Origin of the sequence: Alicyclobacillus sp. SO9 (assembly GCF_016406125.1) — a bacterium.
Lineage (GTDB): Bacteria > Bacillota > Bacilli > Alicyclobacillales > Alicyclobacillaceae > SO9.
The window spans coordinates 559,618-571,667 of the sequence record NZ_CP066339.1; the positions used below are offsets into that span (position 1 = coordinate 559,618).

Annotated in this window: 15 protein-coding genes and 1 pseudogene; 13 read left to right on the forward strand and 3 right to left on the reverse strand. The window is 49.2% G+C overall.

Annotated elements, in window-relative coordinates; all coding sequences use genetic code 11:
* Positions 1–6: 6 nt before the first annotated feature.
* The 4 genes from GI364_RS02365 to GI364_RS02380 all read left to right on the forward strand — a co-directional run bounded on the left by GI364_RS02365 (position 7) and on the right by GI364_RS02380 (position 1,600).
* The gene (locus GI364_RS02365; protein WP_198852129.1) at positions 7–318 is read left to right on the forward strand and encodes a YbaB/EbfC family nucleoid-associated protein; all 312 of its coding nucleotides are present in this window, start codon (positions 7–9) and stop codon (positions 316–318) included.
* A gap of 4 nt (positions 319–322) precedes the next feature.
* Entirely contained in the window at positions 323–919 is a 597-nt protein-coding gene (gene recR / locus GI364_RS02370) for a recombination mediator RecR (protein ID WP_198853819.1), read from the forward strand.
* 99 nt (positions 920–1,018) lie between these two features.
* The gene (locus tag GI364_RS02375) at positions 1,019–1,276 is read left to right on the forward strand and encodes a DUF2508 family protein (protein WP_198852130.1); all 258 of its coding nucleotides are present in this window, start codon (positions 1,019–1,021) and stop codon (positions 1,274–1,276) included.
* A 45-nt stretch (positions 1,277–1,321) separates the two neighbouring features.
* Positions 1,322–1,600 (forward strand): pro-sigmaK processing inhibitor BofA family protein, encoded by a 279-nt coding sequence (locus GI364_RS02380; protein WP_198852131.1) that lies wholly within the window; start codon positions 1,322–1,324, stop codon positions 1,598–1,600.
* A 35-nt stretch (positions 1,601–1,635) separates the two neighbouring features.
* On the opposite strand, the gene GI364_RS02385 is transcribed toward GI364_RS02380, so the two are convergent.
* Positions 1,636–3,381, reverse strand: a complete 1,746-nt coding sequence (locus tag GI364_RS02385) for a putative polysaccharide biosynthesis protein (RefSeq protein WP_370541829.1) — start codon at positions 3,379–3,381, stop codon at positions 1,636–1,638.
* A 33-nt stretch (positions 3,382–3,414) separates the two neighbouring features.
* Between GI364_RS02385 and ytaF the strand changes: the two genes are divergently transcribed.
* Together ytaF and GI364_RS02395 are read left to right on the forward strand one after the other, a co-directional pair.
* Positions 3,415–4,017: a sporulation membrane protein YtaF gene (ytaF, locus tag GI364_RS02390; RefSeq protein ID WP_198852133.1), complete on the forward strand. Its 603-nt coding sequence runs from the start codon at positions 3,415–3,417 to the stop codon at positions 4,015–4,017.
* 183 nt (positions 4,018–4,200) lie between these two features.
* Entirely contained in the window at positions 4,201–4,362 is a 162-nt protein-coding gene (locus GI364_RS02395; protein WP_370541847.1) for a sigma factor G inhibitor Gin, read from the forward strand.
* A 214-nt stretch (positions 4,363–4,576) separates the two neighbouring features.
* Here the strand turns inward: GI364_RS02395 and GI364_RS02400 are convergent, their stop codons facing one another.
* A complete protein-coding gene (locus GI364_RS02400; RefSeq protein ID WP_370541848.1) occupies positions 4,577–5,980 on the reverse strand; it encodes an NAD-dependent malic enzyme in 1,404 nt (467 codons plus the stop codon).
* A 154-nt stretch (positions 5,981–6,134) separates the two neighbouring features.
* Here GI364_RS02400 and GI364_RS02405 point away from each other — a divergent pair, with 154 nt between their 5' ends.
* The 7 genes and pseudogenes from GI364_RS02405 (at position 6,135) to rsmI (ending at position 11,730) form a co-directional block, all read left to right on the forward strand.
* Positions 6,135–7,580 (forward strand): aminotransferase class I/II-fold pyridoxal phosphate-dependent enzyme, encoded by a 1,446-nt coding sequence (locus tag GI364_RS02405; RefSeq protein WP_198852136.1) that lies wholly within the window; start codon positions 6,135–6,137, stop codon positions 7,578–7,580.
* 154 nt (positions 7,581–7,734) lie between these two features.
* Positions 7,735–8,370, forward strand: coding sequence for a dTMP kinase (tmk, locus tag GI364_RS02410; RefSeq protein ID WP_198852137.1), 636 nt, complete (start codon positions 7,735–7,737; stop codon positions 8,368–8,370).
* Between the two features lie 15 nt (positions 8,371–8,385).
* Positions 8,386–8,715, forward strand: a complete 330-nt coding sequence (locus GI364_RS02415; RefSeq protein WP_198852138.1) for a cyclic-di-AMP receptor — start codon at positions 8,386–8,388, stop codon at positions 8,713–8,715.
* A 70-nt stretch (positions 8,716–8,785) separates the two neighbouring features.
* The gene (locus GI364_RS02420) at positions 8,786–9,739 is read left to right on the forward strand and encodes a DNA polymerase III subunit (protein ID WP_198852139.1); all 954 of its coding nucleotides are present in this window, start codon (positions 8,786–8,788) and stop codon (positions 9,737–9,739) included.
* A 3-nt stretch (positions 9,740–9,742) separates the two neighbouring features.
* Positions 9,743–10,381, forward strand: a pseudogene (locus GI364_RS02425) (stage 0 sporulation family protein); the annotation flags it as partial.
* Between the two features lie 122 nt (positions 10,382–10,503).
* Positions 10,504–10,821 (forward strand): initiation-control protein YabA, encoded by a 318-nt coding sequence (locus tag GI364_RS02430; RefSeq protein ID WP_198852141.1) that lies wholly within the window; start codon positions 10,504–10,506, stop codon positions 10,819–10,821.
* A gap of 18 nt (positions 10,822–10,839) precedes the next feature.
* A complete protein-coding gene (gene rsmI, locus GI364_RS02435; RefSeq protein WP_198852142.1) occupies positions 10,840–11,730 on the forward strand; it encodes a 16S rRNA (cytidine(1402)-2'-O)-methyltransferase in 891 nt (296 codons plus the stop codon).
* Positions 11,731–11,806: 76 nt separating this feature from the next.
* Here rsmI and GI364_RS02440 read toward each other — a convergent pair whose 3' ends face one another.
* Entirely contained in the window at positions 11,807–12,046 is a 240-nt protein-coding gene (locus GI364_RS02440) for an AbrB/MazE/SpoVT family DNA-binding domain-containing protein (RefSeq protein WP_198852143.1), read from the reverse strand.
* Positions 12,047–12,050: the final 4 nt, after the last annotated feature.

A 12,050-nucleotide genomic window follows, 5' to 3' on the forward strand; every position in this document is an offset into this window, starting at 1 on the left:
AATTACATGAAAAACATGAATCAAATTATGAAGCAAGCCAAGAAAATGCAGGAGGATATTGCACGAGCTCAAGCCGAATTGGCGGAGAAGACTGTCGAAGGTACAGCCGGCGGCGGTGCTGTAAAAACTACTATGACGGGTGACAAGAAACTTATTGGTGTATCTATCAGTAAGGAAGTTGTCGATCCGGAAGACATCGAGATGCTCCAAGATTTAATTGTAGCTTCCTTTCAAGATGCCATGAATCAGGTTGATGAGATGACCAGCACAGAACTTGGAAAATACACCAAGGGCATGAACATGCCGGGCTTGTTCTAATATGATGGGATATCCGGAGCCGATATCCAGGCTCATAGAGCAGTTTATGAAGCTTCCAAGTATTGGTCCGAAAACGGCTTCCCGCCTGGCATATCACGTGTTAAAGATGGAAAAATCCAGTGTGGACGAGTTTGCCACTGCACTTCACGACGTCAAGACCCAATTGGTGGAGTGCAGTATTTGTTGCAATATTACTGACATTGACCCATGTCCTATTTGTGCTGATAGAAGCAGATTGGACAGTGCTTTGTGTGTCGTACAGGAGAGCCGTGACGTGGCCGCAATGGAGCGAACGCACGAGTATTCTGGAAAATATCACGTGTTGCACGGTTCGATTTCTCCGATGGAAGGAATCGGGCCGAACGATATTAGAATTCGTGAACTGGTGCAAAGAGTAGCAGACACGGAAGTCGAAGAAATCATTATTGCGACCAATCCCAATGTTGAGGGAGAGGCAACGGCAATGTACATCTCGAAGTTGCTGAAACCGTTCTCTATTCGCATTTCGAGGTTGGCTCACGGGCTGCCTGTCGGAGGAGATTTGGAGTATGCAGATGAAGTGACGCTGGCCAAGGCTCTGGAAGGACGCCGAAATCTATAACTTTCAGTTGCATTTATTCAACTTTTCTATATGAACAGTCATATTTTGCGCCTTACTTGTCTATGTTTTAGTAGTTACAGACAAGGGGGCGCATTTGTTTTGGGAGAAACCAGGAACGATGGACTGCAGCCTTTGTTGTCGCGGTTGACGGAATCCAAACACGCTATTGAATGCGCGCGGATGCAATTCAATGAAGCAACAGACCCCAATGCGATTGACGAGATTATCTACAGATGGATTGCTGAAGAGAAACGATTTCAAACACTCATTAGGACGGCACGAGAACAGCACATTACGATTGAGGGACTAAGATGGTATTGGCATCAAACGGATCCCTACGCGCCCTCCAATCTGTAAAGGGTGCGTAGGCGGTGACGGACAGAGGCGGGGGAGGGACAAGCTGTGAAGATTCCTGCAGACGTATCTGTGTATGTTTGGATTGGACTCGGCTTAATAGGATTATTTCTACTGGCACAACTCATGCGGCATCCGAAGCAAATTCTGCTGAGGCTCTTCAGGACTGCTGTGATGGGCTGTCTATTTGTTATCGCTGTGGATTGGATTGGTCAATACTTTCACTACCATTTACCGTTTAATCCGCTGACTGCTCTTACCGCTGGTTTGCTGGGGATCCCTGGAGTCCTAGCGCTGATAGCACTCCAACTGTGGATTTTCCCCTAAGCTTTTCGTTACGGTTTTGCCTAAGCAAATATTTTTTAAAATTGATGGGGTTGGATGCGTTCTGCCAGACGTGCCAGCCTCGTGCCTACCCCAGGCAGTGATTTCAGTTCTGCCGCTGTCACCGCGTGTGAGCGCATGCTAATGAAGAGGTAGAAAAGACCACTCAGGAACAGAATGAACAACAACTGAATCCAAGCCCATATCATTGCATGAGCATTTGTCACAGGGTGCCACAGTACGAGAGAGAACGCATACAGCACTTCTGTCAAAATTCCCGTCAGCACAGTCGCAACCAGTGACGGCAAGACTTGGTTCCAAACAGAGAACTGCAGTTCTGCATACTTCTTCACTGCCATGATGTTGAGGGTTGATGATACCAGATAACCCAGTGTTGACGCCATGGCTGCCCCGACAATGCCCAACGGCCCAATGAGGATAAAATTGAAAACCAGCTTTACAGCCAGGCCGATAAACATGTTGCGTACGGGTCTGTACATTTTCCCAACGCCTTGGAGCATATAGGTGGTTATCATTTCAAATCCGCTGAAGATGCTCATGACCGATACACTGGCAATGGCATTTACGCCGCTCTGCTGGTCAAACAGTGCCATATCAATCGGTTTTGCTAAAAGCAGCAGGACCGCAGCAATGGGAAACAGGAGAAAAAATGCTGTACGAAGCGTCCGGCGCATCTGATGGTTGATTGTTTTCAGGTCTCTGCGGGTCTGGGCGTGCGCGATGGCCGGCATAATGGAAGATCCGATAGCGACCACAAATGCCATTGGAATGCTCACCAGTTGCACCGCTTGTCGAGAATAAATTCCGTACTGTCCCAAAGCATTGGACCAACTGAGGTGCTTCAATACCGACAGGAGGTTGGGGATGGTCAATGCGTCTACTTGGATTGAAACAGGCAGGACCAGAGCACCCATGGAGACCGGCACAGCATATTTCCAGAGTGTCTTGATGGCCTTGGACGAGGACTCGGTGGGTGTTGCAAACCTTCTGTTGCCGAGGTCCTTTTTTAATTTCTGCACAGCCAGAATCAGCAGCCATAGTGCTGCGGCTCCACCAACGAAGCTTCCGAACGTCGCAGCAGCTGCGCCAACTGCGATATTTCCAGGGGCAAATACCTTCACTACCAGATAGGCACCAAGAACGATAGCCACCACGCGAAACAACTGCTCAACGGCCTGAGACAGTCCTGACGGCTCCATCCGCTGAAATCCTTGCAAATAGCCTCGCAACGAACTCATGACAGGAATAATCAACAGACTCGGCGCCACCGCCCGCACCGACAGCGTCACAGACTGTAAGGATGCGCCGGACGCCTTTAAGCCAATCAGCCTGCTGTACAGAGGAGCTCCAAACCACATCAGCAAAAAGCTAACTGCGCCGAGGCCTATCATCAGCCGAGATGTGAGCCGGAACAACTGTTCGACATCTCCGTACCGATTGAGTGCAAGCCGTTCTGAAATAGTGCGCGCCATTGCCGTGGGGAATCCTGCAATCGACACGGTCAACAGCAACGAATACAGTGCGTAAGCGCTGGAGTACAATCCTAAGCCGTCTTTATGTATCAAATATGTCAAAGGTATGACGTAAACGAGGCCGAGTACCTTTGTAATAAACATGGACGCTACCATCGCGGTTGCGCCGCGGGTCAGACTGGGTTTGTGCGTAGCACACACCTCCCGATTAAAAAAAGCAACTGCATTATAGCACATGCAGCATGAAATCAGGTGACGAGAAGGATGAAACAGCGACAAGCCTGTTGTCATAGGTTAATACGACGACCGGGAGGTGTTCGGCGTATGTCGGGAGTATTGACGGTTCTTGCAATTGCCATTGCGTCGAACCTTGACAACGCGGGTGTCGGGATAGCCTATGGAGTACGGAAGATACACTTTTCCTGGTGGGCGAACCTGACCATCAGCTCAATTTCGGGCTTGACGACATACATAGCCGGTGTTACAGGCTCTGCTTTGACACGCTATGTGCCAGGAAGCTTCGCAAAAATTCTCGGTGCGATAGTCATGATGCTGGTTGGTATCTGGGTACTGTTAGAGCCCTGGCGTGAACAAAGGACACAAGAGAAGGAGAATGCCAATGTCGTGACGCAAATTTTACGCGATCCCGTTTACGCAGACTTTGACAAATCCAGCAGCATCAGTTTCAAAGAAGCGCTGGTGTTAGGCGTTGCCCTTTCTCTCAATGCTTTAGCTGGCGGCTTTGATGCAGGTATCGTCCATATCGGTGTGATCTGGACTGCAGCGGCTGTTGCTCTTGCCAGCGCCGGCTTATTGGAACTGAGCGCGTATATCGGTGAACACTACGCGTCTCGCGTATTTGGGAAGCGGGCTACTTACATTGCAGGTCTACTGTTGTTTCTGGTTGGAGTATTTCAGATTTGGTAGGTATAGAAGTTACATGCAGCACCCATACTTGATTAGTAGAGGGATTTTTAAGTGGCTTTCGTCTGTATCAATGACTAGTGATTTCTGAGCAGCGAGTTGTTATTGGGGCGCAGTGTATCGGGATCACAACAAGGTTGGTGAACGTGCGTGGCGAATAACGAAACCCATGGAGAACGGTGCATCGTGTGTGAACAGCCTAAGGAGCAAGGGATTCGCGTATGCGGGCAGTTCATCTGCTATGAATGTGAGCGGGAGATGGTGCACACAGATACGAGTGAACCGAGTTATCAAAACTATGTACTGAGATTACGCCGAATCTGGGACGCGTACTTTCTCCCGAAGTAGAGAACTGATGAATGGGTTTTGCATCGAAGGACGGCAAGACAGGCACGGAGTTAATCATGAATAGTTGCTCATGAAGCGCCAAAAGGGCTGCTAGAAGCTGATACAGCTTGCATCACAGCCCTTTTTGTTTGCGCTTGAAACCTTTCAGACATTGCAACAGCAGAGTACTTTTTGCAGCAATAGTGCGCTTTGCAACAAAACTTACGAAAAGATACTAGACATTGGCTTGGCGTCGTGCAACGCCGGACCGATATGCGGCTTCTGTGACTGCTTGGCTCACCGCTTTTACTACATCCTTGTTGAATACGCTGGGGACAATGTACTGTTCGTTCAACTGATTTTCTCCAACACTGTCTGCAATGGCGTTTGCCGCTGCCAGTTTCATTTCTTCGTTAATGTCGCTTGCGCGGGCGTCTAATGCGCCGCGGAATATGCCTGGGAAACAGAGCACGTTGTTAATTTGGTTGGGATAATCGGATCGGCCCGTAGCCATAATTCGGACGTAGGGTTCTGCTTCCTCTGGGGCAATTTCCGGCGTTGGGTTCGCCATGGCAAAAACAATTGGGTCTTTGGCCATTTTCTTCAGGTGGTCAACCGTCAAAACGCCCGGACCCGAAACCCCGATAAACACATCAGCTCCCTCAATCGCAGTGTTTAAGTCACCTTTCCTGGCTTCTGGATTGGTGTTTTCCGCATACCACTGCCACATGGGGTTGTCGTAGGAGCGACCCGGCACAATAATGCCTTCTCTATCTACGCCAATTACGTTTTGTACACCTGCAGCCTGAATCATTTTCGTACAAGCTACACCGGCAGCACCGATTCCAACGACGACAACACGCAGGTCTTTCATTTTCTTTTCTGTAATTTTACAGGCATTTATGAGTCCAGCTAAAAGAACGACTGCAGTACCATGTTGATCGTCGTGAAAAACGGGTACCTCCATTTCTTGTCGCAAACGATTTTCAATCTCAAAGCAGCGGGGAGATGAAATGTCTTCCAGATTGATTCCGCCGAAGCTTGAGGAAATGGATTTTACGATGTTGACAATTTCGTCAGGGTCCTTTGTGTTAAGGCAAATAGGAAATGCATCTACGTTGGCAAACTGCTTAAACAGCATTGCCTTTCCTTCCATGACAGGCAGTGCTGCGTCAGGACCAATGTCACCGAGACCAAGGACAGCCGTTCCGTCTGTGACGACAGCAACCGTATTTCTCTTGATGGTCAGCTGGTAGGCTTTGCTGGGGTCTTCTTGAATAGCTGTGCAGACTCTAGCGACACCAGGTGTATAAACGCGGGACAGGTCGTCGCGGTTTTTGACGGGAATCTTGGATTGCATTTCAATCTTTCCGCCAAGGTGAACGAGAAACGTTCTGTCGGAAACGTTAATGACTTCAATACCGGTCCTTTGCCGCAGTGATTCGACTACGTGCTCACGATGGTCCTCGTTATGTACATTTACGGTGATGTCGCGAATTACGTGGTCTTTTGTCACGTGAATGACGTCAACAGCAATGATGTCACCGCCAGCCTCTCCAATGGCTGTGGCAACTTGACTAAAACCAGCATTGCTCTGGATCTTGACTCGAAGAATGAGACTCAGACCTGTTGTTTGCATAATGGCCATGTTGATAACCTCCCTGATTTTGTTCTGTGCATGCTCGTGCATGTACGTAAAGGACTTGCACAAATACGTTTCCGGAAATAATATCACATTGTATCATAGAGCCTGAATAAGTCTGAACGAGAGGTTCTGTTGAGGAGGTCCATCCGTGTTTGGACAGATGCCCATTTTGGAAGCTTTGCAAAGGCATGTGCAAGTTGCAAGGGGCAATCTTCATGTCCCAGGTCACCGACAGGGGGCGGTCTTGCCCGCTGCTTTTGCAACGTGGATGGGCCATGCTGCAAAACTGGACTTAACTGAGCTGCCCGGCTTGGACAACTTGATGGCCCCGGAGGAGTGTATTCTCGAATCGGAGAAGCTAGCAGCATCCCACTACGGCTCAGACCGGTGTTTCTATACAGTAAACGGCTCTAGTGCCGGTATTATGGCAGCCCTTGTTACGGTGCTGCAGCCTGGAGACACTGTTCTATTTGTCAATCCGTTTCACCTGAGCGCCTGGAACGGTCTTGTACACAGCGGCGCTGATGCATTGTGTCTGCCGTTTCATTATTCGGATGAAGGCCGCCAGAGCGCTCCTGACGCAGTTGAGGTGCGCGAGAAGCTTCGCCAGCATCACAACATTAAAGCGGTGTTCTTGACTTCTCCTACCTATCAGGGTGATACTGCAGACGTCGCAGCCATTGCAAATGCTGTTCATGATTTTGGTTTGCCGCTGATTGTTGATGAAGCCCACGGAGCTCATTTTGGGCTGGTACCGGAATTTCCTCTACACAGCATCGCTTTAGGCGCTGACATTGTGGTACAGAGTACACATAAAATGCTGCCCGCACTCACTCAGACAGCATGGATACATATACAAGGGAACAGAGTCAGCCGCAGGCGGTTTGCGGCTGTCTTAAACAGCTTTCAGACGTCCAGTCCTTCGTACTTGCTGTTGGCATCCTTGGATGCAGCCCAGGCCTGGCTGCGAAGTGAAGGTCGTGCAGCAGCTGAACGAACAGTTTGGCGGTTGCGAAAATACGGGTTGCTTGAGGAGCCGGCGGGAGGATGGACAGGATTGGAAGTAAAACCGGTAACGCGAGACGGACTAAAGCACTGGATACCCGCTGACCGAGAGGGCAGCCGTCTGTTGCAAGACATGCTTGCGAAGCACGGCATCTTTGTAGAGTACGCTGACGGGACTGGAGTGCTGTCCGTGTTAGGACTGGATATAGAAGAAAGGGTTCTGTCGGAGTACACGAGGATTGTGCACGATTGGCACTTGAAACGTGATTTTCTGCCTCAGTCCAGAAGAGATAAAAGACATCAAGGGATTGCAGACTTGAACGCACTGGCTGCAGCCGCTCCAAGAACTTTTGCCATCAGACCCCGAGATGCCGACCGAAACCACGGCCGTCTTGTTTTATTAGAGCGGAGTGTTGGCACCGTCTCGGCTGCCCCGATTGTGCCGTACCCGCCTGGAGTACCGCTGGTTTATCCGGGTCAGGAACTAAGTCAAGCTGCAGTTGAAGTTCTGTCCAGATGGTTTGCCTCGGGAGAGAAGATCCAGGGCATCTCGGCCAGCGGCGAGATTGAGGTCATGGCCGAAAGCTGAAGCCTCAGGTGAAACACTTCATCACCTTTTTACTTAGAACCGGTTGCAACTGCCCGAAACGTGATGAGAGGCACTTGCAAGGGTGTTGCCGCAGCACATTATTAGGGTGAGACTTTGGAACATGGTATGATACAGACAAAGGCGGGAGAGATACATGTTCATCACATTTGAAGGACTGGATGGAGCAGGTAAGAGCACGCAAATTGGCAGACTCAAGGCACGTCTTGAAGCCGCGGGGAGAACCATGGTTTCCACGCGGGAGCCGGGAGGAACGCCCGTAGGCGACAGTCTCCGTCACATTCTTTTAAATTCGGAGGCTGAGGCGGTGGCACCGAAAACGGAAGCACTCTTGTACGCCGCTTCGCGCGCGCAGTTAGTGGCACAAGTTATTGAGCCAGCTTTAACTGCCGGTAAAGATGTCATTTGTGACAGGTACGTTGACGCCAGCCTGGCATATCAGGGTCAGGGACTGGAACTCGGGGAGCAGGGCGTCGCAGCAATAAATCAGTTTGCCACTGGCGGTTTGCGGGCGGACATCACGTTTTTGTTTGACGTGACAGTCGCAACCAGTCGCGAGCGCGTTGAAAATTCCCGCATCGGGCAGCCCCTTGATAGAATTGAGCAACGAGATAATGCATATTTTCATCGTGTGCGGGACGAATTCCTCCGTTTGGCCAAACTGGAACCGGACAGGATTGTCGTACTCGATGCATCCAATCACCCAGATGACTTGGAGGAGGAGATTTGGCATCATGTGGAGAAACGGTTGCCTGTCAACAAGATTATTTAAAGGAGGGATTTTAGCATGAAGCTTGTTGTGGCAGTAGTTCAAGACAAGGATAGTCCCAAACTAGCTCAAAACCTTGTCAAAACCGGCATCAGAGCAACCAAATTGGCAAGTACAGGCGGTTTCCTGCACGCAGGTAATACAACGTTCCTCATTGGTACCCCGGAAGAGAATATGGATGAAGTATTGGAGACAATTCGCTCCAGCTGCAGGTCAAGGGAACAAATCGTAACACCAATGTCACCCATGGGAAGTCAACTTGAGTCCTATGTACCATATCCGGTTTCTGTACAAGTCGGCGGTGCTACGGTCTTTGTGATTGACATCGAGCAGTTTGTCCAGTACTGAGTCTTTGCAAGCGAGAGTCTGCCGCAGAAACAGCTGTGTTTAAGATTGTTCCAGCCAAAGGAGTTACAATATGAAACAGCTTGCTTCCTTTTCAAATTGGCCAATACAGAATGATGAATTGGAGGCCCTGTACCGTTTGATTGAAACGTATCGTGCACCGCACGCTTTGTTGCTCACGGGTCTACACCAAAACACAAGGAAATTAGCTGAATATTTAGGTAAATTATTTCTGTGTTCCGGTGAAGATGCGCCATGCGGCAAGTGTGAGTCCTGCCGGCAGTTCGAAGCTGGGAGTCACCCAGATTTCTTACTGATAGACGGGGCAGAATCAGGCTCTATCAAGACTGGTCAAATCGAAGAACTTCAATCGCAGATGAAAGTCAGGGCCCATCACGGGGGAGAAAGAATCTACGTTCTGACTGGGATAGACACGGCAACGCCCGTTGCCGCCAATCGGTTGCTAAAGACACTGGAAGAACCTGCTTCACCGGTTCGGGCAATTTTAACATCTGCAAATCCGGGGAGAATTTTGCCTACCGTCAAATCACGGTTGTTTTCTTATTTGACAGAACCGCTTGGGCAACCCGCAGGCCCTGAAAGCGACAATTTACACGAGCCGGAAACGGTACACAAAGGCTCTGCAGAGTCCGACGCAGAAACAAAGTTTGTCAGTTTTCAGGAGCCGGTGATAAAATGGACACACAGGTGGTTGCGCCAACAGGAACCTGCACTGGTTCTGGCGGCGTCCCTGATGGACATTGCGTCGTCAAATGATTTGCCGGACGTTTTAGATACAGTGTTACAGTGGTTGCGTGATGTAATGCATTTTCGAGTCGGCGCAAACCGTCTTTTCGTTTTTTCAGCCTATGAGAAAGAGCTGGAAACCCAAGCTAAACTGGCTTCTGCACAGCAGTTTGCGAGGGCGGTGGAACTGGTCACGGATGCGAAGACTCGTTTACAGGCTCACGTTGCTGCCAATCTGAATATAGAGCAGTTATGTATTCGGCTGCGGGGGGTCTTATAGATTATGTTGAATGTCGTCGGTGTGCGTTTTAAGACAGCGGGTAAAATATACTACTTCGATCCCGGCGATTTACCGATAGCGAGAAACGACGATGTCATTGTCGAGACTGCGCGCGGGATTGAGTTTGGTTCAGTAGTCGTCCCGATTGAATCTGTGGAGGAAAGCGATGTTGTCCTGCCGCTGAAACAAGTGATTCGGATTGCGTCAGCCAAGGACAGAGATGTTGTTCGGGACAATCAACAAAAGGCAAAAAACGCGATAACGGTTTTCAAGGAGAAGATTGAAGCTCACGGGCTTGAAATGAAGTCTGTTGACGCTGAGTACACCTTTGATAAGAGTAAATTGATATTCTACTTTACTGCCGACGGGCGCGTTGATTTCCGGGAGCTTGTAAAGGACTTGGCTGCTGTCTTTCGTGTCCGGATTGAACTGCGGCAAATTGGTGTACGAGACGAAGCAAAACTTCTTGGAGGCATCGGCCCGTGCGGTCGACTGCTTTGCTGCAGTACTTGGATGGGGGAATTTGAACCTGTTTCCATACGAATGGCCAAGGACCAGAGCTTGTCGCTTAATCCGACAAAGATTTCCGGGTTGTGCGGACGGCTCATGTGCTGTTTGAAATTTGAGAATGATGTCTATCAAGAAGAGGGAACCGTCATTTAGCTTCTCCTTTGGCGTAAACAGGCCACCTGAACGAAAAAAGCAAGCTGAGACCCTTGTCTGCAAAGGCATCGGTCTCAGCATGAATTAGGGAGTTTGCCACCATGGAAAAGCAGTCTCTTTTTGTACAGGTCGCTAACCTGGAAGAGCGAATTGGGGAATTATATATAGAACTGGGCACTCTCAAGCAGAAAATTCAGGATCTCATTGAAGAAAATCAGCGTTTGCAGCAAGAGAATGAGCGCTGGAGAAAGGTGTCTTCAACAGCAGATCCGTTGACTTCAGCGGGATCGGGAATTGACAATCTGTACGAAATTTATCAGGAAGGTTTCCACATTTGCAATGTGAAGTATGGAAGCCTGCGTACAGAAGGTGAATGCCTGTTTTGTCTGTCGTTTCTGCAAAAGACAGAGGATGCATAGCGAGCGAGGACGAACAACATGCAAATACAGGAGAGTTTTCTTGATGAATCGGCAGCGTGTTTATACGTGTGCAGCACTCCAATCGGAAATCTGCAAGATGTTTCACTGCGTTTGCTGCAGGTCTTACGCGACGCAGATGTGATTGCGGCAGAAGATACGAGACAGACGCGCAAGCTTTTAACTCACTTCGAAATTCACCCTCGGTTGTTGACGAGTTACCATTTACATAATGAAAAATCTAAAGAACAGGAATTGGAACACTGGTGGGCAGAGGGGAAAAAGGTTGCACTGGTTTCTGATGCTGGTACACCAGGTGTCTCCGATCCCGGTTTTGGCGCCGTTCGAGCAGCCATCGATATGGGCATTCCGGTTATTCCAGTTCCGGGGGCGAGTGCGTCAATCGCTGCTTTGATTAGCAGCGGGTTGCGTCCGCAGCCGTTTCTATTTATTGGTTTTCTGCCAAAGGGACAAGGTGACAGACGAAAACTACTGGAGCAATACCAGTCACTTGATGCCACACTGGTAATTTATGAATCTCCTCATAGACTGGCTAAAACCGTTGCTGACTTGGACCTATTGTTCGCGCATAGGCAACTTGTTCTTGCAAAAGAACTGACGAAAAAATACGAAACGTTTGCTCGAGGCACTGCCAGTGAAGTAAAAGACTTTCTTTTGACGCATGCGCCGAGGGGTGAGTATGTGATTGTTGTGGGTCCCCCTAGTGATATTGAGACGCAGGAAAATGAAGAGGCAAAAAAGGAAGAGTCAGATGCTGTATGGCAAGAGGCCGTAGCAATTGTGGAAGAACGAGTGGAAAAAGGAATGCGTCACAAGCAAGCTGTAGAGCAGGTTGCTGCACAGTTTGGAATTAAGAAGAGGCAACTGTATCAGGCAACACTGCGTAAGTGAGGCAATTGACAATAAAAAATTCGGAACCCGTAGTCAAAGACTACCAGTTCCGAATTTGCAGCTCTGTGTTGTGTGATTACGAATTCATTTCTGCAATGCAGGACGGACAGACATTCTTTCCCTTGAAGTGAATGATTTCGTCAGCTTGACCGCAAAAAATACAAGCCGGCTCATACTTCTTAAGAATGATGCGATCTCCGTCCACATAAATCTCTAAAGCGTCTTTTTCGCCAATTCCAAGGGTTCTTCTGAGCTCGATGGGAATGACCACGCGACCCAGTTCATCGACCTTTCGTACAATACCCGTTGACTTCACTGCA

Excerpts from the sequence above, each read along its gene's own strand:
- GI364_RS02365 (WP_198852129.1), top strand. The coding sequence starts at position 7 with ATGAAAAACATGAATCAAATTATGAAGCAAGCCAAGAAAATGCAGGAG.
- recR (WP_198853819.1), top strand. The coding sequence starts at position 323 with ATGGGATATCCGGAGCCGATATCCAGGCTCATAGAGCAGTTTATGAAG.
- GI364_RS02385 (WP_370541829.1), bottom strand. The coding sequence starts at position 3,381 with ATGACAACAGGCTTGTCGCTGTTTCATCCTTCTCGTCACCTGATTTCA.
- ytaF (WP_198852133.1), top strand. The coding sequence starts at position 3,415 with ATGTCGGGAGTATTGACGGTTCTTGCAATTGCCATTGCGTCGAACCTT.
- GI364_RS02400 (WP_370541848.1), bottom strand. The coding sequence starts at position 5,980 with ATGCAAACAACAGGTCTGAGTCTCATTCTTCGAGTCAAGATCCAGAGC.
- tmk (WP_198852137.1), top strand. The coding sequence starts at position 7,735 with ATGTTCATCACATTTGAAGGACTGGATGGAGCAGGTAAGAGCACGCAA.
- GI364_RS02415 (WP_198852138.1), top strand. The coding sequence starts at position 8,386 with ATGAAGCTTGTTGTGGCAGTAGTTCAAGACAAGGATAGTCCCAAACTA.
- GI364_RS02420 (WP_198852139.1), top strand. The coding sequence starts at position 8,786 with ATGAAACAGCTTGCTTCCTTTTCAAATTGGCCAATACAGAATGATGAA.
- GI364_RS02430 (WP_198852141.1), top strand. The coding sequence starts at position 10,504 with ATGGAAAAGCAGTCTCTTTTTGTACAGGTCGCTAACCTGGAAGAGCGA.
- rsmI (WP_198852142.1), top strand. The coding sequence starts at position 10,840 with ATGCAAATACAGGAGAGTTTTCTTGATGAATCGGCAGCGTGTTTATAC.